This is a genomic window from Streptomyces sp. NPDC008079 (assembly GCF_042957385.1).
Classification (GTDB): Bacteria; Actinomycetota; Actinomycetes; order Streptomycetales; family Streptomycetaceae; genus Actinacidiphila.
In genome coordinates, this window is record NZ_JBIBIC010000002.1 from 410,609 (window position 1) to 433,544 (window position 22,936).

A 22,936-nucleotide genomic window follows, 5' to 3' on the forward strand; every position below is an offset into this window, starting at 1 on the left:
GCAGATGACCGAGCAGAGCACCCGCACCCCGCTGATGGCGGGCAACTGGAAGATGAACCTCAACCACCTCGAGGCCATCGCGCACGTCCAGAAGCTCGCCTTCGCGCTCACCGACAAGGACTACGACGCGGTCGAGGTCGCCGTCCTGGTGCCGTACACCGACCTGCGCTCCGTACAGACGCTGGTCGACGGCGACAAGCTGAAGATCAAGTACGGAGCCCAGGACCTGTCCGCGCACGACTCCGGCGCGTACACCGGCGAGATCTCCGGATCGATGCTGGCCAAGCTGAAGTGCGCGTACGTGGCGATCGGGCACTCCGAGCGCCGCCAGTACCACGGCGAGGACGAGGCCGTCGTCAACGCCAAGGTGAAGGCCGCCTACAGGAACGGCCTCACCCCGATCCTGTGCGTCGGCGAGGGCCTGGACGTCCGCAAGGCCGGCCAGCAGGTCCCGCACACCCTCGCGCAGCTCGACGGCGCCCTGAAGGACATCCCCGCCGAGCAGGCCGCCACGATCGTGGTCGCGTACGAGCCGGTCTGGGCGATCGGCACCGGCGAGGTGGCCACCCCCGAGGACGCGCAGGAGGTCTGCGGGGCGATCCGCGGGCGGCTGGCCGAGCTGTACGACCAGGAGCTGGCGGACGCCGTGCGCATCCAGTACGGCGGCTCCGTGAAGTCCGGCAACGTCGCCGCGATCATGGCGCAGCCGGACGTGGACGGCGCCCTGGTGGGCGGCGCGGCACTGGACGCCGAGGAGTTCGTCAAGATCGTCCGGTTCCGCGACCAGTGACGGAACCGGGGCCCGCGGCCACGGACAGTGAGCCGGGGCACCGGGCAGTGGGCTGACACGCCCCTCAGGAAGTACCCTGTCGGGGCCGGACCGGCGTGACCGCGCCGTCCGGCCCCGCGCCGTTGTCATGTAGTCGAGAGAGTTGGTCCAGCCGTGGTCATCGGGTTCTCCATCGCCCTCATCATTTTCAGCCTGCTGCTTCTGCTGCTCGTGCTGATGCACAAGGGGAAGGGCGGCGGCCTCTCGGACATGTTCGGCGGCGGCATGCAGTCCTCCGTCGGCGGCTCCTCGGTGGCCGAGCGCAACCTCGACCGGATCACCGTCGTGGTCGGTCTGCTGTGGTTCGCCTGCATTGTCACCCTTGGCCTGGTGATGAAGTTCCAGAAGTAGGGCCGACGTTCGACTCCCGCGCATCCAGGGAGAACTGACGCCTCGTCGCCACCCCGGCTTACTATGGGGAGACGTCCTCGGGGGACAGGTCGAGCGCCTGCCACTGGACGGCACGTAAGGTCTCCGTAAACTGGCGACCTCGCAGCACCATCACGCAGGGAGTTACGACCGTGGCAAGTGGCAACGCGATCCGTGGAAGTCGGGTCGGAGCGGGGCCGATGGGAGAGGCCGAGCGCGGCGAGTCCGCGCCGCGCCTCCGCATCTCCTTCTGGTGCTCGAACGGGCACGAGACCCAGCCGAGTTTCGCCAGCGACGCGCAGATCCCGGAGACCTGGGACTGCCCACGCTGCGGCTTCCCGGCGGGGCAGGACGAGGAGAATCCGCCGGCGCCGCCGCGTACCGAGCCGTACAAGACCCACCTCGCCTACGTGCGGGAGCGGCGCAGCGCCGCCGACGGCGAGGCGATCCTCGCCGAGGCGCTGGCGAAGCTCCGCGGCGAGATCTAGCGAGATCAGGGAAGTCCCGGACCTCGGTTGCCGGGCGGGCTCAGACCTCTGAGCCCGCCCGGCGACCGAGGGCTTTCTGTTTTTTCACGGCACGCTCCGCGGCGGGCGTCTCAGCGGCGGCGCGGCCGGGCCGCGTGCGCGTCCGCGATATGGCCCGTCAACGCGATGGAGGCCGTAGCCCGTTCGTAGGTGAGTTGCGCGACGCGGGCGTACAGGCAGTCCACGATGAGCAGTACGGAGTGGCGGGTGCCGAAGTTGCCGCGCCTGAAGCTGGTTTCGCCCGAGGTGGACGTGAGGCGTACGTCGGCGGCCTGGGCGATCGGCGAGCGCGGGTCGCCGGTGACGGCCACGGTGACGGCGCCGCGCTCCGCGGCCAGCCGCAGCGGCTCCAGCACCTCCCGGGTGGCGCCCGAGTGCGAGATGGCCACCACCGCGTCGGAGGGCGTCAGCAGGGCCGCGGAGGTCTCCGCCGCGTGCACCTCGGTCCAGGCGTGCGCGGCGCAGCCGATGCCGTACAGCCGCGCCTCGGTCTCCCTGGCCACGATCCCCGAGCCGCCGACGCCGTAGACGTCGATCCTGCGGGCCTTCGCGAGCGTCTGCGCGGCCCGTTCCAGTGCCTCGCGGTCCAGCCGGTCGGCGGTCTGCCGCAGCGCCCGCAGATCGGCCTCCGCGACCACCCCGATCACCTGCTCCAGGTCGTCCTCGGGCCCGATCTGCGGCCCGAGCGCCGCCGTACGGGGCTCCGCCTCGCTGCGGCCCTGCTCCTGCGCCAGCTCGATCAGGAGCTGCTGGTACGAGTCCAGGCCGAGCGCCCGGCAGAAGCGGGTGACGGTGGCCTGCGAGGTGCCCGTGCGCCGACCCAGCTCGGCCGCGGAGCCGTGCGTCGCCGCGACCGGGTCGGCCAGCACCAGCTCGCCCACCTTGCGCAGGGAACCGGACATCCGGGGCAGTTCGGAGCGGATCAACGCGGTGATCATGGTGACTCGTCTCGGCTGGACGGCTTGAGGACTTGCCTGCGGGTGAATCTATCAACCACCATTCGTGGCAATGAGTGAAATCTACAGCCGACCGCTTGTGATCGGCATCGACGCGGGCGGTACCAGCAGCCGCGCGTATCTGGCGGAGGCGGCGCCGGAGACGGCCGGGGGTCCGGCGGAGGTCGTCGTGCTCGGCCGCGGCACCGGGGGGCCGGGCAACGCGCTGAGCGTCGGCCGGGCCGAACTGACCCGGCACCTGACGGACGCGGTCGCCCAGGCGGTCCCGGCCGACCTGCGCGGGCGGGTCGCCGCGGTCTACGGCGGCTTCGCGGGCGCCGCGGAAGGGCTCGGCGCCGAGCGCGGCCACGGCCTCGCGCTGTCCTGTCTGGCCGACGCGCTGGCCGCCAACGGCATCACGGGCGCCGCGATCGGCGTCGGCGGCGACACCGAGGTCGCGCTGGCCTCCGCGCCCGGCGCGCCCGGCGACGGCCTGGTGCTGATCGCGGGCACCGGCGCCATCGCCACCCGGCTCACCGGCAGACGCCGCTCCGCGGTCGTGGACGGCCACGGCTGGCTGCTCGGCGACGAGGGCAGCGGCTTCTGGCTCGGCGGCCGGGCGGTGCGGGCGGCGCTGGAGGCGCTGGACGGCCGCGGCCCCTGGACCTCGCTGGTCGCCAGGGTCGCCGCGCACTATCTGCCGCCGGGCGCGTACGAGCGGCTGGGCGGCACCGGGCGCCTGGACGGCGCGGAACGGCCACTGCCCGACGGCGAGGCGCGCGCGGATCTCAGCGAGGCCATCGTGACCAGCGCGTACGAGCAGACGCCCGCCCGGCTCGCGCAGCTCAGCAGGCAGGCGGTGGAGGCGGCGGACGAGGGCGACGCGGTGGCGCTGCGGCTGCTGGACGGCGCGGCCGATTTGCTGGTGGCGACCGTACGGGCGCTGGAGCCGCGGCCGGGGGAGCCGCTGGTGCTCACCGGCGGACTGCTCGGGCCCGGCGGCCCGCTGCTCGACCGGGTCGTCGCCCGGCTCGACGGGCTCGCGCTGCGGGTCTTCCCGGTGGCGAACGGGGGAGTGGGGGCGGCGGCGCTGGCACGGCTGTTGCTGTGAGGGCGGGGGCCGCTGGTGTGAGGGCGGGGCCCTCTGGGGCGAGGGGTCCTCTGTGGTGAGGCCGGGTTCCTCGCGGGGTCGCGGCGGCGCCGGGGTGTCTTGACGGCGGCGCGAAGGGTGGTTCATTGTTTCATCGGACCATCTCAAAGATGGTTGATCGAGCCGAACCGGCCACCGATCTCACCACCCGACCCACCAAGGGGGCTCGGCCATGGCCGACGCACAGCTCAGCGCCGCCCGGTTCGCCGACGAGGGGCGCGCCGCCGTCGAGCGCGCCATCGCGGCCAACAAGGACTCCGTCGCCGCCGCGGGACGGCTCTTCGCCGACTGCGTGGCCGCCGACGGTGTGATCCACGGCTTCGGCACCGGCCACTCCCAGGCCACCGTCCTGGAGATCGTCGGCCGCGCGGGCGGCCTGATCCCCACCAACCGGATCGGCCTCGCCGACCTCGTGCTGCGCGGCGGCGAGGACCGCTCGGTGCTCGACGACCCGCTGCTGGAACGTTCCCCCGGCCTGGCCAGGCGGCTGTACGACCTGTCGACGCCGCACCCGCGGGACCTGTTCGTGATCGTCTCCAACTCCGGTGTGAACAACTCCGTGGTGGACATGGCCCTCCAGGTCAAGGAGGCGGGGCATCCGCTGGTCGCCCTCACCTCGCTGACCCACACCCGCGCCGTGCCCGCCCTGCACCCCAGCGGCAAGCGGCTCGCGGACATCGCCGACGCCGTCCTCGACAACTGCGCGCCCGCCGGTGACGCCCTGCTCCCGCTGCCCGACGGCGGCGCGCTGTGCGGTGTCTCCACCATCACCTCGGCCCTGCTGGTCCAGATGGTCGTCGCCGAGTGCGTGGGCCTGCTCACCGCCGAGGGGCACGAGGCGCCGGTCTACATCTCCGCGAATCTGCCCGGCGGCTTCGAGCGCAACGCCGTCCTGGAGGAGCGCTACGCGGGCCGCCTGCACCGCGGCGGTTTCTGACCCGCCGCCACTTCTCCCGCGCCACCGAGCCGCCCGCGCTCGCCGAGTCCGCCGCGCTGCCCCGGCGCGGCGGACCCGGCCCGCCGCGGTCACCGTGACGGCCGTATCCGGCGCTCTCGGCACGGCGCGGAACGTCAGTGAGGTGACGCTCCTCCAGGAACGCACCCCGGCGGACCTGCTCGGCCGGGTCAGCGCCGCCAACCGCACGCCTTCCTGATGCCCGCCCTCGTCTCGTTCCGGCGTGTCATCAATTAGCGTGGGGCGTGCAGCGAGGACGAGGAGAAGTGGACTGATGTCCGAAACGAACGCGCAGGGCCCGAAGGCTCTCGACCAGCGTGCCGAATGGCACGCGCTCGGCAAGCACCGCGAGGAACTGGCGGACGCGCACCTGCGGGATCTGTTCGCGGCCGACCCCGAGCGGGGCAGCCGTTACACCCTCCAAGTGGGTGACCTCCACCTGGACTACTCCAAGCAGCTCGTGACGGACGAGACGCTCCGGCTGCTGCGCGAACTGGCCGCCGCGACCGGGGTGTTCGAGCTTCGTGACGCGATGTTCCGCGGCGAGCGGATCAATGTCACCGAGGACCGGGCGGTCCTGCACACCGCTCTGCGCGCCCCGCGCTCCGCGGTGATCGAGCTGGACGGCCAGGACGTCGTGCCCGCCGTGCACTCCGTGCTCAACAAGATGCAGGTCTTCTGCGACCGGGTGCGCTCGGGGGAGTGGACCGGCCACACCGGCAAGCGGATCAGGAATGTCGTCAACATCGGCATCGGCGGCTCCGACCTCGGCCCCGCGATGGCCTACGAGGTGCTGCGCGCCTACACCGACCGCGGTCTGACGGTCCGTTTCGTGTCCAACGTGGACGGCGCCGACCTGCACGAGGCGGTCCGCGACCTGGACGCGGCCGAGACGCTGTTCATCATCGCGTCGAAGACCTTCACCACCATCGAGACCATCACCAACGCCACCTCCGCCCGCGACTGGCTGCTCACCGAGCTGCGCGCCGACGAGTCCGCGGTCGCCAAGCACTTCGTGGCGCTGTCCACCAACGCGGAGAAGGTCGCCGACTTCGGCATCGACACCCAGAACATGTTCGAGTTCTGGGACTGGGTCGGCGGCCGGTACTCCTACGACTCGGCCATCGGCCTCTCCTTGATGCTGGCCATCGGCCCCGACCGCTTCCGCGAGATGCTGGCCGGATTCCACCTGGTCGACGAGCACTTCAGGACCGCGCCGCCGGAGGAGAACGTCCCGCTCCTGCTCGGCCTGCTCGGCGTCTGGTACGGCGGTTTCCACGACGCGCAGTCGCACGCGGTGCTGCCGTACAGCCACTACCTGAGCAAGTTCACCGCCTACCTCCAGCAGCTCGACATGGAGTCCAACGGCAAGTCCGTGGACCGGCAGGGCAACCCGGTGACCTGGCAGACGGGTCCGGTCGTCTGGGGCACGCCGGGCACCAACGGGCAGCACGCGTACTACCAGTTGCTGCACCAGGGCACCAAGCTCGTCCCCGCGGACTTCATCGGCTTCGCGCGCCCGGTCGACGAACTCGGGCCGCTCGCCTCCCAGCACGACCTGCTGATGGCGAACTTCTTCGCGCAGACCCAGGCGCTGGCCTTCGGCAAGACGCCGGACGAGGTCAGGGCCGAGGGCGTGCCCGAGGAGCTGGTCCCGCACAAGACCTTCCGCGGGAACCACCCCACGACCACCATCCTGGCCACCGAGCTGACGCCGTCCGTCCTCGGCCAGCTCATCGCCCTCTACGAGCACAAGGTGTTCGTCCAGGGCGCGGTCTGGAACATCGACTCCTTCGACCAGTGGGGCGTCGAGCTGGGCAAGGTCCTCGCCAAGCGCGTCGAGCCCGCCCTCGCCGAGGGCACCGCAGTCCCCGGCCTGGACGCCTCCACCACGGCCCTGGTCGCCAAGTACCGCGAGCTGCGCGGTCGCTGAGGCACCACGCACCGCGGCGGTTCACCGGAGATCCGGTGAACCGCCGCGGTGGCGAGCGACCAGGCCGAGGGCCGCTCGGACGGCCTACGACGAGGCCGGCGGATACAGCTGCGGCGGGAGCTTGGCCGCCGCGGTCCGGTCCAGCAGCCACAGGGTCCTGGACCGCCCGTAGGCGCCCGAGGCGGGCGCCTGCAACTCACCCGGGGACGACAGCGCCAGGGCCACCGCCGAAGCCTTGTCCTCGCCCGCCGCCAGCAGCCACACCTCGCGGGCTGCGCGGATCGCGGGCAGCGTCAGCGAGATCCTGGTCGGCGGCGGCTTCGGAGCGCCGTGCACACCGACGACCGTCCGCTCGCTCTCCCGCACCGCGGGGTGCTCGGGGAAGAGCGACGCCACATGCGTGTCGGGCCCCACCCCCAGCATCAGCACGTCGAAGGCCGGCACCCGCAGCCGGTCCTCGGGACCCGCCGCCGCGGCCAGCTCCGCCGCGTACGCCTCGGCCGCCTCGTCGGCGCCGGCGTACGGCCCGTCCGAGGCGGGCATGGCGTGCACCCGCGACGGATCGACCGGGACCGCGTCCAGCAGCTCCGCGCGGGCCTGCGTGACATTGCGCTCCGGGTCGCCGTCCGGCTCGAACCGCTCGTCGCCCCACCACAGGTCCAGGTGCGCCCAGTCCACCGCGTCACGCGCGGGGGACGCGGCGAGGGCGGCGAGCAGGGCGTTGCCGTTGCGCCCGCCCGTGAGCACCACCGAAGCGGTGCCACGGGCGGCCTGGGCGTCCACGACCTTGGTGATCAGCCGGGCCGCCGCGGCCTGCGCCATCAGCTCCTTGTCCCGGTGGACGACCACCTGTGGCGTGCTCACTTCGCGCTCTCCGCCTTCTTGGCCACGGCGGCCCGCTTGGCGGCGCTGGGCGTCTTGTCCTTCGCCGTGACGGTGCCGTCCGGGCTCACCGTCTCCGCGCCGCCGGGGTTGTTGACCAGGTGCTTGACCCCGAACTGCACGGTGGAGCGGTATATGTCGTCCGGGTCCAGACGGCGCAGCTCCTCCGCGATCAGCTCGGAGGTCTCACGCCGCTTGAGCGCCACATGCCGGTCCGGCTGACCCGGCATCGCCAGCTCCGCCAGCGCGCCGTCCGCCCGGTCGAGACAGATGTCGCCGTCGGCCGTCGCCAGCCGCACCGCGGTGATGCCGGGGCCGTCGGAGACCCTGCGCTCCACCGGCACACCCAGCCGGTCCGCGAGCCACAGCGCGAGCAGTTCCGTACTCGGGTTGTACGCCTCGCCGTCGACGATCGCGTCGGTGATCTTCGAGTGCTTCTGGTCCAGGGCCGCCGCGAGCATCGAACGCCACGGGGTGATCCGGGTCCAGGCCAGGTCGGTGTCGCCGGGCGAGTAACTGGCCGCGCGGACGCCGAGCGACGCCACCGGGTCCTCGGCCGCCGCGGCGTCCGTGATCCGGCGCTGCGCGAGGCGACCCAGCGGGTCCTCCGCCGCGTTGTCCGGCGCGTTGTCCGGCCACCAGACGACCACGGGGGCGTCGGGCAGCAGCAGCGGCAGCACCACCGACTCGGCGTGGTTGGCCAGCTCGCCGTGCAGCCGCAGCATCACGGTCTCGCCGGTGCCCGCCTCCGAGCCGACCAGCACCTCCGCGTCGAGCCGGGCGCTCGCCCGGTCCCGCGGCGAACGGCCCGGCCGCTTGACGACGACCAGAATCCGCGACGGGTGCTCCTTGGACGCCTCGGTGGCGGCCTTGAGCGAGTCGTAGGCACTGCCCTCGTCGGTGACGATGACCAGGGTCAGCACCATCCCGACCGCGGGAGTGCCGATCGCCCGCCGGGCCTGGATCAGACCCGAGTTGATTTTCGCGGACGTGGTGTCCGTCAGATCGATCTTCATGGCCGACGCCAGCTCCTGCCGTCTCGTGCGAGCATCTCGTCCGCCTCGACCGGTCCCCAGGTGCCGGACGCGTACTGGGCGGGCTTGCCGTGCTTGTCCCAGTACTCCTCGATCGGGTCGAGGATCGTCCAAGAGATCTCGACCTCCTGGTGGCGCGGGAAGAGGTTGGCGTCACCGAGCAGCACATCGAGGATGAGCCGCTCGTACGCCTCCGGGCTGGACTCGGTGAAGGACTCGCCGTACGCGAAGTCCATCGTCACGTCCCTGACCTCGGTCGAGGTGCCGGGCACCTTCGAACCGAACCGCACCGTCACGCCCTCGTCCGGCTGCACCCGGATGACCAGGGCGTTCTGCCCCAGCTCCTCGGTGGCCCCGGACTCGAACGGCAGATACGGCGCCCGCTTGAAGACCACCGCGATCTCGGTGACGCGGCGGCCCAGCCGCTTGCCGGTCCGCAGGTAGAACGGCACACCCGCCCAGCGCCGGTTGTTGATCTCCACCTTCACGGCCGCGTAGGTGTCGGTCTTGGACTTGGGGTCGATGCCGTCCTCCTCCAGGTACCCGAGCACCTCCTCGCCGCCCTGCCAGGCGTGCGCGTACTGGCCGCGCACGGTGTTCTTGCCGAGGTCGTCGGGGAGGACGACCGCGCTGAGCACCTTCAGCTTCTCCGCGGTGAGCGCCTTCGGGTGGAAGGAGCCGGGCTCCTCCATCGCGGTCAGCGCCAGCAGTTGCAGCAGGTGGTTCTGGATCACGTCGCGCGCGGCGCCGATGCCGTCGTAGTACCCGGCCCGGCCGCCGATGCCGATGTCCTCGGCCATGGTGATCTGGACGTGGTCGACGTACGACCGGTTCCAGATCGGCTCGTACATCGTGTTGGCGAAGCGCAGCGCCAGGATGTTCTGGACGGTCTCCTTGCCCAGGTAGTGGTCGATCCTGAAGACCTCGTTGGGCGGGAAGACCTCGTGCACCACCTGGTTGAGGTCCATCGCACTCGCCAGGTCGTGGCCGAACGGCTTCTCGATGACCGCGCGCCGCCAGGAGTCCCCGGTGCCGTCCGACAGCCCGTGCTTCTTGAGCTGCTGCACCACATTGGGGAAGAACTTCGGCGGTACGGACAGGTAGAAGGCGAAGTTGCCGCCCGTGCCCCGCGCCTTGTCCAGCTCCTCGATGGTCGCCTTCAGCGTCTCGAAGGCGGTGTCGTCGTCGAAGTCGCCCTGCACGAAGCGGCAGCCCTCGGCGAGCTGCTGCCACACCTCCTCACGGAAGGGCGTGCGCGCGTGCTCCTTGACCGCGTCGTGGACCTCCTGGGCGAAGTCCTCGTTCTCCCACTGGCGGCGGGCGAAGCCGACCAGGGCGAAGCCCGGCGGCAGCAGACCGCGGTTGGCCAGGTCGTACACGGCCGGCATCAGCTTCTTGCGCGACAGGTCGCCCGTCACGCCGAAGATGACCAGGCCGGACGGGCCCGCGATCCGCGGCAGCCGCCGGTCCAGCGGATCCCGCAGCGGGTTGCCTTCCGAAGATGTCAGCGTGGACAACTCAGGCCTCCGAAGGAGCGAGCCGATCGAGTTCCGCCTGGGTGGAGGCCAGCAGTTCGTTCCAGGCCGTCGCGAACTTCTCGACGCCCTCGTCCTCCAGGAGCTGCACGACGTCGTCGTAGGAGATGCCGAGCGCCGCCACGGCGGCCAGCTCGGCCTTCGCCTGCGCGTACGTGCCGGTCACGGTGTCGCCGGTGATCTCGCCGTGGTCGGCGGTGGCGTCCAGCGTGGCCTCCGGCATGGTGTTCACCGTGTTCGGCGCGACCAGCTCGGTGACGTACAGCGTGTCGGAGTAGGCCGGGTCCTTGACGCCGGTCGAGGCCCACAGCGGGCGCTGCCTGTTGGCGCCGGACTTCTCCAGGGCCAGCCAGCGGTCGGAGGAGAAGACCTCCTCGTACGCCTCGTAGGCCAGCCGCGCGTTGGCGACGGCCGCCTTGCCCTTGAGCGCCTTCGCCTCGTCGGTGCCCAGCTTCTCCAGCCGCTTGTCGATCTCGGTGTCCACGCGGGACACGAAGAACGAGGCGACCGAGTGGATCAGCGACAGGTCGAGCCCGGCGGACTTGGCCTTCTCCAGACCGGAGAGGTACGCGTCCATCACACCGCGGTAGCGCTCCAGCGAGAAGATCAGCGTGACGTTGACGCTGATGCCCTTGCCGATCACCTCGGTGATCGCGGGCAGCCCCGCGGGCGTCGCCGGGATCTTGATCAGCGTGTTCGGCCGGTCGACCAGCCACGCGAGCTGCTTGGCCTCCGCGACGGTGGCCTTCGTGTTGTTCGCCAGCCGCGGGTCGACCTCGATCGAGACCCGGCCGTCCTGGCCGTCGGTCCGGTCGAAGACCGGCCGCAGGATGTCGGCCGCGTCCCGGACGTCCGCGGTGGTGATCATGCGGATCGCCTCGTCGACCGTCAGCCGCCGGGCGGCGAGGTCGGCGAGCTGCTGGTCGTAGCCGTCGCCCTGGGAGATCGCCTTCTGGAAGATCGACGGGTTGGTGGTGACACCCACCACATGCTGCTCGTCGATGAGTTCGGCCAGATTGCCGGACGTGATGCGCTTGCGCGACAGGTCGTCCAGCCAGATCGCGACGCCTTCGTCGGAGAGGCGCTTGAGTGCGTCTGTCATGGGATTTGCATCTCCTACTTGTCGTTTACCTGCGTCAGCGATCAACGGCGTCGAGTGATTCCCGGGCCGCGGCGGCCACCGCGTCCGCGGTGAACCCGAACTCACGGAAGAGCACCTTGCCGTCGGCCGAGGCACCGAAGTGCTCAAGGCTGACGATGCGTCCCGCGTCACCCACGAAGCGGTGCCAGGTCAGACCGATACCTGCCTCGACCGCCACCCGCGCCTTCACGTCCTTGGGCAGCACGCTGTCGCGGTACTCCTGGTCCTGCTCGTCGAACCACTCCACGCACGGCATCGACACCACGCGGGTCGGCACCCCGGCCGCCTGGAGCTGCTCACGCGCGCCCACCGCGAGCTGCACCTCGGAACCGGTGCCGATGATGACGACCTGCGGCGCGGTCGCCGCGCCGTCGGCGTCCGTCGCGTCGAACATCACATAACCGCCGCGCGCCGCGTCCTCGTTGCGCTCGTACGTGGGCACGCCCTGCCGGGTCAGCGCCAGGCCGTGCGGCGCGCCCTTGCCGAACACCTTCGTCCAGCGCTTGAGCACCTCGCGCCACACGACGGCCGTCTCGTTGGCGTCGGCGGGCCGCACCACGTTGAGACCGGGGATCGCGCGCAGCGACGCCAGGTGCTCCACCGGCTGGTGCGTCGGACCGTCCTCGCCGACACCGACTGAGTCGTGCGTCCACACGTACGTCACCGGCAGGTGCATCAGCGCGGACAGCCGGACCGCGTTGCGCATGTAGTCCGAGAAGACCAGGAAGGTGCCGCCGTAGACCCGGGTGTTGCCGTGCAGCGTGATGCCGTTCATCTCGGCGGCCATCGAGTGCTCACGGATACCGAAGTGCACGGTACGGCCGTACGGGTCGGCGCCCGGCAGCGGGTTGCCCGTCGGCAGGAACGACGAATTCTTGTCGATCGTCGTGTTGTTCGACCCGGCGAGGTCGGCGGAGCCGCCCCACAGTTCGGGGATGACCGGGCCCAGCGCCTCCAGGATCTTGCCGGACGCGGCGCGGGTGGCGAGCGAGGAGCCGGTCTCGAAGGCGGGGATGTGCTGCTCCCAGCCCTCGGGCAGCTCGGCGGCCTCGATCCGGTCGTACGTCGCCGCGTGCTCGGGGTTGGCGGTCCGCCAGGCGGCGAAGGACTTCTCCCACTCCGCCTTGGCCTCGCGGCCGCGGTCGCCGACCGCACGCGTGTGCGTGATGACGTCCTCGGCCACGTCGAAGTGCTTGTCCGGGTCGAAGCCCAGGATCTCCTTGGTGGCGCGCACCTCGTCCTCGCCGAGCGCCGAGCCGTGCGCGGCGCCGGTGTTCTGCTTGTTCGGCGCGGGCCAGCCGATGATCGAGCGGACCGCGATGAACGACGGGCGCTCGGTCTCGGCCTTCGCGGCGAGCATCGCGGCGTGCAGGGCGTGCACGTCGAGGTCGCCGTTCTCCAGCGGAGTGACGCGCTGGACGTGCCAGCCGTACGCCTCGTACCGCTTGACGGTGTCCTCGGAGACGGCGGTCTCGGTGTCGCCCTCGATGGAGATGTGATTGTCGTCCCAGAGCAGGACGAGATTGCCGAGCTTCTGGTGACCGGCCATGGAGGACGCCTCGGCGGAAATGCCCTCCTGGAGGCAGCCGTCACCGGCGACGGCCCAGATGGTGTGGTCGAACGGCGAGGTGCCGGCCGCCGCGTCCGGGTCGAACAGGCCGCGCTCGTAACGGGACGCCATCGCCATGCCGACCGCGTTCGCGACGCCCTGGCCGAGCGGCCCGGTCGTCGTCTCGACGCCCCTGGTGTGGCCGTACTCCGGGTGGCCGGGGGTCTGCGAACCCCAGGTCCGCAGCGCCTCCAGATCGGCCAGCTCCAGGCCGTAACCGGCGAAGTAGAGCTGCGTGTAGAGGGTCATGCTGGAGTGCCCCGCGGAGAGCACGAAGCGGTCCCGGCCGACCCAGTCGGCGTCCGCCGGGTCGTGCCGCATGACCTTCTGGAACAGCAGATAGGCCGCCGGGGCCAGGCTCATCGCCGTGCCGGGATGGCCGTTGCCGACCTTCTGCACGGAATCCATGGCCAGGACGCGGGCGGTGTCAACGGCCCGCCGGTCCAGATCGGTCCACTCGAGGTCTGTGGTGGTCGGCTGCTTGCTCACCCTGGGTCAGGGCTCCTCTCCACATGCTTGTCCACATGTTGAAAACGCCGGTGACGTGGTGCCTACCCGGCGTTGTCGAGCCTACCGCCGTACAGGCGCTCACCTTTTCGATCCTGCCCCGGTACGCCGGTCTTCGCCTCCTGAACGCGGTGAACGCCTGGTGAACCGGGTCGAGCGACACTCTCCACCCCCCAAAAGCGGACGGAGTATTCCCTGCGTCTAGAGTGGCGTGGTACGCGCAAGTCTCACCGGGTCCCGCGCCTCCGCAGGTGACCGGACTTGCTGGACTTCATCTCTTCTCTTGGGGTGTTCGTGACGGCCGTCGAATCCCGACCCGCTGGGGTCATCGGGACGGGCTCCTCCGGTCACCGCCCGTTCGGAGCCCGTGTGATGGGCTTCGTGGCGCTGACCAAGCCGCGGATCATCGAACTACTGCTCATCACGACGGTTCCGGTGATGTTCCTCGCCGCCGGCGGGGTGCCCGATCTGTGGCTCGTGATCGCCACGGTGGTCGGCGGCTATCTGTCGGCCGGCGGTGCGAACGCGCTGAACATGTACATCGACCGCGACATCGACGCGCTGATGCACCGTACGGAGCAGCGTCCGCTGGTGACCGGTCTGGTGTCGCCGCGCGAAGGACTCGTCTTCGGCATCACGCTCTCCGTCGTCTCGACGGTCTGGTTCTGGACGCTGGTCAATCCGCTGTCCGCCGGGCTGTCGCTGACGGCCATCCTCTATTACGTCTTCGTCTACACCCTCGGTCTCAAACGGCGTACCGCGCAGAACATCGTCTGGGGCGGGGTCGCGGGCTGTCTCCAGGTCTTCATCGGCTGGTCCGCCGTGCGCGACGAGCTGGCCTGGGCGCCCTTCGTCCTCTTCCTCGTCCTCTTCTTCTGGACGCCGCCGCACTACTGGCCGCTGTCGATGAAGGTCAAGGACGACTACGAGCGGGTCGGCGTCCCGATGCTGCCGGTCGTCGCGGGCAACCAGGTCGTGGCCCGGCAGATCGTCCTCTACAGCTGGGTGATGGTGATCACCTCCCTGGCACTGTGGTGGCCGCTGGGCGAGACCTCCTGGTTCTACCCGGTGGTCGCGGCCGTACTCGGCGCGTTCTGGCTCAAGGAGGCGCACGGCCTGCACGCCCGCGCCAAGGCGGGCGTCACCGGCGCGAAGCTCAAGGAGATGCGGCTCTTCCACTGGTCCATCACCTACGCGACCCTGCTGTTCGTCGCGGTGGCGGTCGACCCCTTCCTGCACTGAGCCGCCTCCGGCGGGGTGCCCTCGGCGGTTACCGGGAAGTAGCATCAGCGGTATGGCTGATGACACGGTTCAGGAGAACCCGCGCGAGGCGCGACGCACCGCCCGGCTCGTCCGGCAGATCGACGCCTTCGGCAAGAAGCACGGCGGCGCCGCCGAGGCGAACATCGCGTACATCGGTGAGCGCGGCGCGCGCATCGTGCTCGTCGCGCCGGACGGCGCCTGGGGCGACCTCGTCGCACCGACGTACGCCATGGCGCGGGCGGCCGTCGCCGACGCGGGCGTCACCGTCCACGAGGACTTCGACGGGGAGTTCGCGGGCCGGGTCCGCACCGGCCCGTACGAGTGGACCCGGATGGCCGGGATGCAGATCGGCGGCCCGGCCAACACCTGACCGCCGCCGCGCCCACACCTGACGGCGCCCTCGTCCGTTAAGCCAGGAGGCCGGGAGACCGGGAACGACGGCGAGGGAGCGGGCGGATGACCGGGGACCTGACACACCTCGTGGACGCGTACTGCCACGGGGTGCTCCCCGGCGACCTCGGCCTCGGCGCGTTCGAGGCGCGGCTGCCCGGCGTCGCCGCGCCGCACACCACCCTCTTCGACAGCCCCACCGGCTTCGCGGTGCGCCGCTGGTGCGCGCCGCTGCTCGGCCTCGAACCGCACTGCTCCCCGGCCCGCTACCTGGCCCGCCGCCGCGAGCTGGGCGCGTACGAGGCGACCCGGCTGCTGCTGCGCGCCACCGGCATCGAGGCGTATCTCGTCGACACCGGGGAGCCCGGCGACCTCACATCGCCCAAGGAGCTGGGCGCGGCGGGCGGCGCGGCGGCCCACGAAATCGTCCGCCTCGAACCGCTGGCCCAGCAGGTCGCCGACACCTCGGGCACGGTCGACGGCTTCCTGGCCAACCTCGCCGAGGCCGTGCACACCGCCGCGCTCGACACGGTCGGCTTCTCCTGCGCCGACCGCCCGCACGGCGGACCCTTCCGCGCGGGCGCCGACCAGGCGCTGGGCACCGGACCGCCGGACACCGCGCACGTGCGGTACGCCGCCGCCGACTGGCTCGCCCGGCGGCCGGTCGGCGAGCGCCCCGCCGACCCCGTACTCCTGCGCCATCTGCTGTGGAACGCGGTGGCGACCGGCGTGCCGCTGACGCTGCGGCACGGCGCGGGCGGGGCGGGACCGTCGGCGGCCGGGGGATTCCTGCGGGCCACCGCGGGCCTGGGCACCGAGGTGGTGCTGCTGCCGGGGCCCGGACACGAGGGCGCGGCGGCCGACCTGGCGGCCGTACTCCCGCATGTGCATGTGGCGCTCGGCGCCGGACCGGCCGCGGTGCTCGACCGGGCGCCCTTCGCGAAGGTGCTGTACGCCAGCGGCGCCGTGGCGCTGCCCGAGCTGTACGTGACCGGGGTGCGGACCTTCGGCGCGGCGCTCGGCCGGTTCGTCGGCGAGCGGGTGGCCGGCGGCGACTGGTCGGCCGCGGACGGCCGCAGGGTCAGCGCGCTGGTCGGCGGCGGGAACGCCCGCCGGGTCTTCCGCCCCGACCCGGCCGCCGACGCGGACCGGTGGACGGGTCCTGAGGGGTCAGACGCCGACGCTCAGCGTTGACCCGGCCTGCGCGGGCCCCGGCACGGTGGCGTCGGGCACGTCGACGGCCCGCTCGCGCATCGACAGCAGCACCCGCAGCACCGCGATCCACACGATGGCCGCGCCGAACATGTGCAGGCCGACGACGGCCTCCGGCAGATCGGTGAAGTACTGGACGTAGCCGATCACGCCCTGGGACATCAGCACCAGGAAGAGGTCGCGGGCGCTGTTGCGCGGCCCGACCGGCGCGTCCACCGCGCGCAGCACGAACCACAGCGCGACGGTCAGCGCGACCACCACCCACGCGAGATCCGCGTGCAGTTGCGCCACCGACTTCCAGTCCACCGGGACGCGGTGCACATCGCTGGAGTCGCCCGCGTGCGGCCCCGCGCCGGTCACGACGGTGCCCACCGCGACCAGCAGCCCGGTCGCACAGGTCAGAATCCAGCCGAGCTGCTGCACCGGCTTGCCGACCAGCGGACTCGGCGCGCTGTCGCCCTCCGCGGTCCGCCGCCACATCACCACGGCGATGGTGATCAGCACGAACGCCAGCAGGAAGTGCACGCACACGGTGTACGGGTTGAGCCCGGTGAGCACGGTGAAGGCGCCCAGCACCGCGTTCGCCACGACCATCCAGAACTGCGCCCAGCCGAGCCGGGTCAGACTACGCCGGTACGGCTTCTGCGACCGCACCGCGATGATGGCCCAGCCGACGGCGGCGCAGAGAACGTACGTCAGCATGCGGTTGGTGAACTCAATCGCCCCGTGTACGCCCATCGCCGAGGTGGGCACCCAACTGTCGCCCACGCAGCGGGGCGCGGTGGGGCAGCCGAGGCCGGAACCGGTCAGCCGTACCGCACCGCCGGTGACCACGATGACGACCGACATGACCAGCGCGGACAGGGTCGCCCTGCGGACCGTGGCGGGGGACGGGGTCCACCGCTCTGCGATGGCGGCGAGGGGGTTTCGCACGAGTTCGAGAAGCTTCGGCACGCGCCCATGGTAGGCGGCACGCTTGTGCACGCTTTCACGAGGGGTGTGTACGCGCCGGATCCGATCGCCCCGAAACCACCCGAACCCGGTGGTACGGCCCTACCATCGGGGCTCACGCACGGGGACCGACGACGGGAGGCGCCGTATGACCGGCGAACACCGTGAGACCGTCAACCGCAGGCACCTGCTCTACGGAGGCGCGGCAGCCGCCCTCGCGGGGACGGGCCTCGCCGCCTACGCGGGCGGCGCCTGGGACTCCTCGGCGGCCGACACCGCGGACCCCGCGCACCCGGGGCCCGCGAACCACCCCGGATACGTCGACGTCGTGGCCGACTTCGGCGCCAAGGGCGACGGCCACACCGACGACAGCGCCGCCTTCGCCGCCGCGTACGCCTACGCCGAGTCGCGCGCGGACGGCGGCACCGGCCGTACCGTCATCGACGTGCCGCCCGGTGTGTTCCGGATCACCAAGCCGTACGCCTTCATCGACGCCAACAAGCCCACCCGGCAGGTCAACGGGCTGCGGTTCCGGGGCGCGGGGCTGCGGATCAGCGACATCGTCTTCGACCCGCCGAACGCGTCCGACGCCTATCTGTGCCGCAACATCGACACCTGGCAGAACATCTCCTTCGAGGGTCTGCGCTTCACCTCCGCCACGCCCGGCGCGTCCTTCTTCTACTCGTACTCGACCGGCGGCGCCGCGAACTACCGCTTCTCGGACTGCGAGTGGATGGGGGAGTGGGAGTACGGGCTCGCGCTCGACGGCAGCAACACCAACTCCGAGATGCGCTGGGAGGCGTGCCGGGTCGGCGGCGCCTACCGCAAGGCGTTCCTCTACTCGGGGCTGTCGCTGAACTCCAAGAACCTGGAGCAGCAGGACCAGTTCCTCAACTACTGGTTCACCGACATGAACGTCACCTACGAGTGGGGCAACTTCCTGGAGTTCCCCTACGGCGGGTCCGTCACCTGCCGCGCGGGCAGCTACATCATCACCGGGCGCCGCCCCACCCCGCACCCCGACTACGGCTTCGAGAGCGCCTTCTTCCGCTTCCCGCGCGCCTCGCACTTCGACGGCGCCCAGCGCTTCCACGCCGAGGACATCCGCTTCGAACTGCGCGACCCCTCGGTCGTCGTCATCGACTGCGCGTGGAACCGCGGCACCGTCCACTTCAACGACTGCGACGACACCGCGCACGCCTTCAAGGACTTCTCCGACGACCTGCGCGCCCACCGCTACACGATCGGCGCCAACGGCCCGCTGGTCCGCTACGACTCCTGCCAGCTCGTCGGCGCGCACCAGTTCCGTACGGCGGCGAACGCCAATCCGCCGGTGTGCGTGCGCTACGACATGTGCCGCTTCGGCTCGCACCCGCCGGCCGCGTTCCTGGCGCTGGACGAGGGGCAGGGCCGGGACTTCGTACGGTTCACCGACTGCATCCCGGCCGCGGGCGGGTGAGGGCGGCTACTCCCAGCGGAAGAAGCGGGCCGCCAGGGCCAGCCCGACGACCGCCCAGACGGCGAGGATGCCCAGGTCGCCCCAGGGCATCGAGGCGCCGTGCTGGAGCACGTCCCGCAGCCCGTCGGAGAGCGCCGAGATCGGCAGCAGCCTCAGGACCGACTGGACGCCGCCGGAGAACTTGCTCAGCGGCACGATCACGCCGCCCGCGACCAGCAGCAGGATGAAGACCAGATTCGCGGCGGCCAGTGTCGCCTCGGCCTTCAGCGTGCCCGCCATCAGCAGCCCGAGCCCGGAGAAGGCGGCGGTGCCGAGCAGGAGCAGCAGCACGACGGCGAAGGGGTTGCCGTGCGGCGACCAGCCCAGCGCGAAGGCGATCACCACCAGCAGCGCGATCTGCAACGCCTCGGTGACCAGAACCGAGCAGGTCTTCGCCGTCATCAGCGCCCAGCGCGGCAGCGGCGAGGCGCCGAGGCGCTTGAGTACGCCGTAACGCCGTTCGAAGCCGGTGGCGATGGCCTGGCCGGTGAACGCGGTGGACAGCACCGCGAGCGCGAGGATGCCGGGGGCCAGGAAGTCCACCGACTTGCCCGCCCCGGTGTCCACGATGTCGACGGCGCTGAACAGCACCAGCAGCAGCGCCGGGATGATCACGGTGAGCAGCAGTTGCTCGCCGTTGCGCAGCAGCATCCTGGTCTCCAGCGCCGCCTGGGCCCGGATCATCCGGGGGAGCGGCGCGGCTCCGGGGGCGGGGGCGAAGACGCCGGTCCCGGTCGGGGCGCTCACTTCGGCGCTCATCCGCGCAGCTCCTTCATGCCCGCGAGGTTCCTCATCCGCGCAGCTCCTTGCCGGTCAGCTCCAAGAAGACGTCCTCCAGGGTGCGGCGCTCGACCGAGAGGCGGTCGGGGAGGACGCCGTGCTGGGCGCACCAGGAGGTGACGGTGGCCAGCAGTTGGGGGTCGACCTTGCCCTCGATGCGGTAGTTGCCCGGGGTCAGTTCCGCCGCGGCGGTGTCGGCGGGCAGCGCGTTGAGCAGCGAGACCAGGTCGAGCCCCGGGCGTCCCGAGAAGCGCAGCGTGTTCTCCGCGCCGCCGCGGCACAGCTCGTCCGGGGTGCCGCGGGCGATGGCCCGGCCGCCGTCGATGATCACCACCTGGTCGGCCAACTGCTCGGCCTCGTCCATGAAATGGGTGGTGAGCACGATCGTGACGCCGTCCGCGCGCAGCTCCCGGACGAGATCCCAGGTCGCGTGCCTGGCCTGCGGGTCGAGACCGGCGGTGGGCTCATCGAGGAAGACCAGTTCGGGGCGGCCGACGACGGCCATGGCGAGCGCGAGGCGCTGCTGCTGGCCGCCGGACAGCCGGCGGTAGGTGGTGCGACCGCAGGACTCCAGACCCAGCCGTTCGATCAGCAGCGCCGGGTCGACGGGGTCGGCGTGCAGGGTCGCGGTGTGCCGCAGCATCTCCTCGGCGCGCGCGCCGGGGTACACACCGCCGGACTGGAGCATCACGCCGATCCGGGGCCGCAGTTGCGCGCCGCGCGCGGCCGGGTCGAGACCGAGGACCCGTACGGTGCCGCCGTCCGGCCGCCGGTAGCCCTCGCAGACCTCGACGGTGGTGGTCTTGCCCGCGCCGTTGGGGCCGAGCACCGCTGTGACGCCGCCGCGGGCCACGGTCAGGTCGAGGCCGTCCACCGCGGTCCTTGTCCCGTACCGTTTGACCAGACCGGTCACCTCGACCGCGGGCTCGTTTCGCATGCTGTGAGTCTAGGGACGGCGCAGGACCGGCCGTGCCCGGGTCCCGGGAAGCCGCTCCCCGCTCTCCTCCGCGGCGGCCTCGTACCGCCCGTACGCGGCCTCGTACCGTCCCTGGTTAGGTAACCCTAAGTGACGCAGCCCACCGTGATCGCGACCGGCGCGGCTTGCCTGCTCCTGAGGAATTACGCAACAATGGTGTTGTGGAATACGGGACCAGTGCTGCCCGGAGGGCGGCGGAGGAGCAGACGACCGGGGAGCGGCGCACCCGCAACCGGGTCGCCCGGTCCATCCTGGACCACGGACCTTCCACCGCGGCCGACCTGGCGGAACGGCTCGGCCTCACGCAGGCCGCCGTCCGCCGCCATCTGGACGCACTGCACGCGGACAATGTCGTGGAGCCGCGTGACCAGCGGGTCTACGGCCACCGTGGCCGCGGCAGGCCCGCCAAGGTCTTCGCGCTCACCGACTGTGGTCGTGACGCGTTCGACCAGGCGTACGACCAGCTCGCCGCCGACGCCCTGCACTGGATCGCCAGGTCCGCGGGCGGCGGCGAGAGCGGCGAGGCCGCGGTGTCGGCCTTCGCCCGCGCCCGGGTGGCCGACCAGGCCGAGCGGTACCGCCCCATCGTCGAGGCGGCGGCGCCCGAGGACCGCGCACGCGCGCTGGCCCAGGCGCTGTCCGCGGACGGGTACGCTGCTACGGCTCGAAGCGCCCCCGGCCCCGCCGGGGAGCAGCTTTGCCAGCACCACTGCCCGGTGGCCCACACCGCCGAGCAGTTCCCGCAGCTCTGCGAGGCGGAGGCCGAGGTCTTCTCCCGCCTGCTCGGGACGCATGTCCAGCGGCTGGCCACCATCGCCCACGGCGACGGGGTGTGCACCACGTTCATCCCGCAGGTCAACCACGCGAGCACCATCCCGTCGGGAGCCCCACCTGACACACCACCGGGGACCCCGTCGGACCCACCCCAGAACGCACCCGAAGATCCCACAGCATCTGCCAGCACGTCCGGGAGGAACCCCGCATGACTGCTCCCACGGAGACCACTCACCCGGAGCTCGAGGGCATCGGTACGTACGAGTACGGCTGGGCCGACTCGGACGTGGCCGGCGCCGCGGCCAAGCGCGGCCTGTCCGAGGCCGTCGTCCGCGACATCTCGCAGAAGAAGTCCGAGCCCGAGTGGATGCTGAAGATGCGGCTGAAGGGCCTCAAGCTCTTCGGCAAGAAGCCCATGCCGACCTGGGGCTCGGATCTGTCGGGCATCGACTTCGACAACATCAAGTACTTCGTGCGGTCCACGGAGAAGCAGGCGGAGTCCTGGGAGGACCTGCCCGAGGACATCAAGAACACCTACGACAAGCTCGGCATCCCCGAGGCCGAGAAGCAGCGGCTGGTCGCCGGTGTCGCCGCGCAGTACGAGTCCGAGGTCGTCTACCACCAGATCCGTGAGGACCTGGAGGAGCAGGGCGTCATCTTCCTCGACACCGACACCGCGCTCAAGCAGCACCCGGAGCTGTTCCAGGAGTACTACGGCACGGTCATCCCGGCGGGCGACAACAAGTTCGCCTCGCTGAACACCGCGGTGTGGTCCGGCGGCTCCTTCATCTACGTGCCGAAGGGCGTGCACGTCGACATCCCGCTCCAGGCCTACTTCCGGATCAACACCGAGAACATGGGCCAGTTCGAGCGGACGCTGATCATCGTCGACGAGGACGCGTACGTCCACTACGTCGAGGGCTGCACCGCGCCGATCTACAAGTCGGACTCGCTGCACTCCGCGGTCGTCGAGATCATCGTGAAGAAGGGTGGCCGCTGCCGTTACACGACCATCCAGAACTGGTCGAACAACGTGTACAACCTGGTCACCAAGCGCGCGGTCGCCTACGAGGGCGCCACGATGGAGTGGGTCGACGGCAACATCGGCTCCAAGGTGACCATGAAGTACCCGGCCGTCTACCTGATGGGCGAGCACGCCAAGGGCGAGACGCTGTCCATCGCCTTCGCGGGCGAGGGCCAGCACCAGGACGCGGGCGCGAAGATGGTGCACATGGCGCCGAACACGTCGTCCAACATCGTCTCCAAGTCGGTGGCCCGCGGCGGCGGCCGGACGTCCTACCGCGGTCTGATCGAGATCGGCGAGGGCTCGTCGGGCGCCAAGTCCAACGTGCTGTGCGACGCGCTGCTGATCGACACCATCTCGCGCTCGGACACGTACCCCTACGTCGACGTCCGCGAGGACGACGTGTCGATGGGTCACGAGGCGACCGTCTCCAAGGTCTCCGACGACCAGCTCTTCTACCTGATGAGCCGCGGCATGACCGAGTTCGAGGCCATGGCGATGATCGTGCGCGGCTTCGTCGAGCCGATCGCCAAGGAACTCCCCATGGAGTACGCCCTGGAGCTGAACCGGCTGATCGAGCTCCAGATGGAAGGCTCGGTCGGCTGACCGCGCCGGCTTCCTCGTCCACCATCCCCCCGGCCGGACACAATAAGGCAGAAAGC

22 protein-coding genes are annotated in these 22,936 nt (G+C 71.1%); 13 read left to right on the forward strand and 9 right to left on the reverse strand.

The window, feature by feature from the left end; genetic code table 11:
- The first annotated feature begins 4 nt into the window (after positions 1-4).
- The 3 genes from tpiA to ACFZAM_RS08815 all read left to right on the forward strand — a co-directional run bounded on the left by tpiA (position 5) and on the right by ACFZAM_RS08815 (position 1,686).
- Positions 5-790, forward strand: a complete 786-nt coding sequence (gene tpiA / locus ACFZAM_RS08805) for a triose-phosphate isomerase (RefSeq protein WP_391044090.1) — start codon at positions 5-7, stop codon at positions 788-790.
- Between the two features lie 153 nt (positions 791-943).
- Positions 944-1,180 (forward strand): preprotein translocase subunit SecG, encoded by a 237-nt coding sequence (gene secG / locus ACFZAM_RS08810; RefSeq protein WP_355333892.1) that lies wholly within the window; start codon positions 944-946, stop codon positions 1,178-1,180.
- A 170-nt stretch (positions 1,181-1,350) separates the two neighbouring features.
- On the forward strand, positions 1,351-1,686 hold the full coding sequence (locus ACFZAM_RS08815; protein ID WP_073497103.1) for an RNA polymerase-binding protein RbpA: 336 nt from the start codon (positions 1,351-1,353) through the stop codon (positions 1,684-1,686).
- Between the two features lie 110 nt (positions 1,687-1,796).
- On the opposite strand, the gene ACFZAM_RS08820 is transcribed toward ACFZAM_RS08815, so the two are convergent.
- Positions 1,797-2,663 carry a MurR/RpiR family transcriptional regulator gene (locus ACFZAM_RS08820; RefSeq protein WP_188284199.1) on the reverse strand — a complete coding sequence of 289 codons (867 nt, stop codon included), beginning with the start codon at positions 2,661-2,663 and terminating at the stop codon, positions 1,797-1,799.
- Positions 2,664-2,733: 70 nt separating this feature from the next.
- Here ACFZAM_RS08820 and ACFZAM_RS08825 point away from each other — a divergent pair, with 70 nt between their 5' ends.
- The 4 genes from ACFZAM_RS08825 to pgi all read left to right on the forward strand — a co-directional run bounded on the left by ACFZAM_RS08825 (position 2,734) and on the right by pgi (position 6,698).
- Positions 2,734-3,771: a BadF/BadG/BcrA/BcrD ATPase family protein gene (locus ACFZAM_RS08825; RefSeq protein ID WP_355333887.1), complete on the forward strand. Its 1,038-nt coding sequence runs from the start codon at positions 2,734-2,736 to the stop codon at positions 3,769-3,771.
- Positions 3,772-3,982: 211 nt separating this feature from the next.
- Positions 3,983-4,747, forward strand: a complete 765-nt coding sequence (locus ACFZAM_RS08830) for an SIS domain-containing protein (RefSeq protein ID WP_355333884.1) — start codon at positions 3,983-3,985, stop codon at positions 4,745-4,747.
- Positions 4,748-4,841: 94 nt separating this feature from the next.
- Positions 4,842-4,964: a hypothetical protein gene (locus tag ACFZAM_RS08835; protein WP_391044095.1), complete on the forward strand. Its 123-nt coding sequence runs from the start codon at positions 4,842-4,844 to the stop codon at positions 4,962-4,964.
- A 75-nt stretch (positions 4,965-5,039) separates the two neighbouring features.
- Complete coding sequence (gene pgi, locus ACFZAM_RS08840; protein ID WP_355333880.1) at positions 5,040-6,698, forward strand: glucose-6-phosphate isomerase; 1,659 nt, start codon at positions 5,040-5,042, stop codon at positions 6,696-6,698.
- Between the two features lie 84 nt (positions 6,699-6,782).
- Here pgi and pgl read toward each other — a convergent pair whose 3' ends face one another.
- Genes pgl through tkt form a run of 5 tightly spaced genes read right to left on the reverse strand, consistent with a single transcriptional unit; the run spans position 6,783 to position 13,388 of the window.
- Positions 6,783-7,562 (reverse strand): 6-phosphogluconolactonase, encoded by a 780-nt coding sequence (gene pgl / locus ACFZAM_RS08845; protein ID WP_391044097.1) that lies wholly within the window; start codon positions 7,560-7,562, stop codon positions 6,783-6,785.
- Entirely contained in the window at positions 7,559-8,596 is a 1,038-nt protein-coding gene (gene opcA / locus ACFZAM_RS08850; protein WP_355333876.1) for a glucose-6-phosphate dehydrogenase assembly protein OpcA, read from the reverse strand. The genes pgl and opcA overlap by 4 nt, the downstream gene beginning before the upstream one ends.
- Positions 8,593-10,122, reverse strand: coding sequence for a glucose-6-phosphate dehydrogenase (gene zwf / locus ACFZAM_RS08855; protein ID WP_391044285.1), 1,530 nt, complete (start codon positions 10,120-10,122; stop codon positions 8,593-8,595). Before zwf ends, opcA begins: the two co-directional genes overlap by 4 nt.
- A 10-nt stretch (positions 10,123-10,132) precedes the next feature.
- Positions 10,133-11,251: a transaldolase gene (tal, locus tag ACFZAM_RS08860; RefSeq protein WP_355333874.1), complete on the reverse strand. Its 1,119-nt coding sequence runs from the start codon at positions 11,249-11,251 to the stop codon at positions 10,133-10,135.
- A gap of 34 nt (positions 11,252-11,285) precedes the next feature.
- Positions 11,286-13,388, reverse strand: coding sequence for a transketolase (tkt, locus tag ACFZAM_RS08865; protein ID WP_391044100.1), 2,103 nt, complete (start codon positions 13,386-13,388; stop codon positions 11,286-11,288).
- A gap of 312 nt (positions 13,389-13,700) precedes the next feature.
- Between tkt and ACFZAM_RS08870 the strand changes: the two genes are divergently transcribed.
- From ACFZAM_RS08870 to ACFZAM_RS08880, 3 genes are all read left to right on the forward strand, one after another.
- Entirely contained in the window at positions 13,701-14,648 is a 948-nt protein-coding gene (locus ACFZAM_RS08870) for a heme o synthase (protein WP_355334680.1), read from the forward strand.
- Between the two features lie 52 nt (positions 14,649-14,700).
- Complete coding sequence (locus ACFZAM_RS08875; protein ID WP_355333869.1) at positions 14,701-15,039, forward strand: hypothetical protein; 339 nt, start codon at positions 14,701-14,703, stop codon at positions 15,037-15,039.
- A gap of 86 nt (positions 15,040-15,125) precedes the next feature.
- Entirely contained in the window at positions 15,126-16,253 is a 1,128-nt protein-coding gene (locus tag ACFZAM_RS08880; RefSeq protein WP_391044101.1) for an amidohydrolase, read from the forward strand.
- Here the strand turns inward: ACFZAM_RS08880 and ACFZAM_RS08885 are convergent.
- Complete coding sequence (locus tag ACFZAM_RS08885; RefSeq protein WP_355333865.1) at positions 16,230-17,225, reverse strand: COX15/CtaA family protein; 996 nt, start codon at positions 17,223-17,225, stop codon at positions 16,230-16,232. The two genes, ACFZAM_RS08880 and ACFZAM_RS08885, sit on opposite strands and share 24 nt — an antisense overlap.
- A 145-nt stretch (positions 17,226-17,370) precedes the next feature.
- Between ACFZAM_RS08885 and ACFZAM_RS08890 the strand changes: the two genes are divergently transcribed.
- Positions 17,371-18,681, forward strand: coding sequence for a glycosyl hydrolase family 28-related protein (locus ACFZAM_RS08890; protein ID WP_355333863.1), 1,311 nt, complete (start codon positions 17,371-17,373; stop codon positions 18,679-18,681).
- A gap of 6 nt (positions 18,682-18,687) precedes the next feature.
- Here the strand turns inward: ACFZAM_RS08890 and ACFZAM_RS08895 are convergent, their stop codons facing one another.
- Positions 18,688-19,479, reverse strand: a complete 792-nt coding sequence (locus tag ACFZAM_RS08895) for an ABC transporter permease (protein WP_355333860.1) — start codon at positions 19,477-19,479, stop codon at positions 18,688-18,690.
- A 31-nt stretch (positions 19,480-19,510) separates the two neighbouring features.
- Entirely contained in the window at positions 19,511-20,437 is a 927-nt protein-coding gene (locus tag ACFZAM_RS08900; protein WP_355333858.1) for an ABC transporter ATP-binding protein, read from the reverse strand.
- A 200-nt stretch (positions 20,438-20,637) separates the two neighbouring features.
- On the opposite strand from ACFZAM_RS08900, the gene ACFZAM_RS08905 reads away from it, so the two are divergent.
- Both ACFZAM_RS08905 and sufB read left to right on the forward strand, forming a co-directional pair.
- The gene (locus ACFZAM_RS08905; RefSeq protein WP_391044106.1) at positions 20,638-21,462 is read left to right on the forward strand and encodes an ArsR family transcriptional regulator; all 825 of its coding nucleotides are present in this window, start codon (positions 20,638-20,640) and stop codon (positions 21,460-21,462) included.
- Positions 21,459-22,880: a Fe-S cluster assembly protein SufB gene (sufB, locus tag ACFZAM_RS08910; RefSeq protein ID WP_355333852.1), complete on the forward strand. Its 1,422-nt coding sequence runs from the start codon at positions 21,459-21,461 to the stop codon at positions 22,878-22,880. The genes ACFZAM_RS08905 and sufB overlap by 4 nt, the downstream gene beginning before the upstream one ends.
- Positions 22,881-22,936: the final 56 nt, after the last annotated feature.

Excerpts from the sequence above, each read along its gene's own strand:
- opcA (WP_355333876.1), bottom strand. The coding sequence starts at position 8,596 with ATGAAGATCGATCTGACGGACACCACGTCCGCGAAAATCAACTCGGGT.
- ACFZAM_RS08875 (WP_355333869.1), top strand. The coding sequence starts at position 14,701 with ATGGCTGATGACACGGTTCAGGAGAACCCGCGCGAGGCGCGACGCACC.
- ACFZAM_RS08890 (WP_355333863.1), top strand. The coding sequence starts at position 17,371 with ATGACCGGCGAACACCGTGAGACCGTCAACCGCAGGCACCTGCTCTAC.
- pgi (WP_355333880.1), top strand. The coding sequence starts at position 5,040 with ATGTCCGAAACGAACGCGCAGGGCCCGAAGGCTCTCGACCAGCGTGCC.
- ACFZAM_RS08895 (WP_355333860.1), bottom strand. The coding sequence starts at position 19,479 with ATGAGCGCCGAAGTGAGCGCCCCGACCGGGACCGGCGTCTTCGCCCCC.
- ACFZAM_RS08825 (WP_355333887.1), top strand. The coding sequence starts at position 2,734 with ATGAGTGAAATCTACAGCCGACCGCTTGTGATCGGCATCGACGCGGGC.
- tal (WP_355333874.1), bottom strand. The coding sequence starts at position 11,251 with ATGACAGACGCACTCAAGCGCCTCTCCGACGAAGGCGTCGCGATCTGG.
- ACFZAM_RS08830 (WP_355333884.1), top strand. The coding sequence starts at position 3,983 with ATGGCCGACGCACAGCTCAGCGCCGCCCGGTTCGCCGACGAGGGGCGC.
- sufB (WP_355333852.1), top strand. The coding sequence starts at position 21,459 with ATGACTGCTCCCACGGAGACCACTCACCCGGAGCTCGAGGGCATCGGT.
- ACFZAM_RS08880 (WP_391044101.1), top strand. The coding sequence starts at position 15,126 with ATGACCGGGGACCTGACACACCTCGTGGACGCGTACTGCCACGGGGTG.
- ACFZAM_RS08900 (WP_355333858.1), bottom strand. The coding sequence starts at position 20,437 with ATGCGAAACGAGCCCGCGGTCGAGGTGACCGGTCTGGTCAAACGGTAC.
- tpiA (WP_391044090.1), top strand. The coding sequence starts at position 5 with ATGACCGAGCAGAGCACCCGCACCCCGCTGATGGCGGGCAACTGGAAG.
- ACFZAM_RS08820 (WP_188284199.1), bottom strand. The coding sequence starts at position 2,663 with ATGATCACCGCGTTGATCCGCTCCGAACTGCCCCGGATGTCCGGTTCC.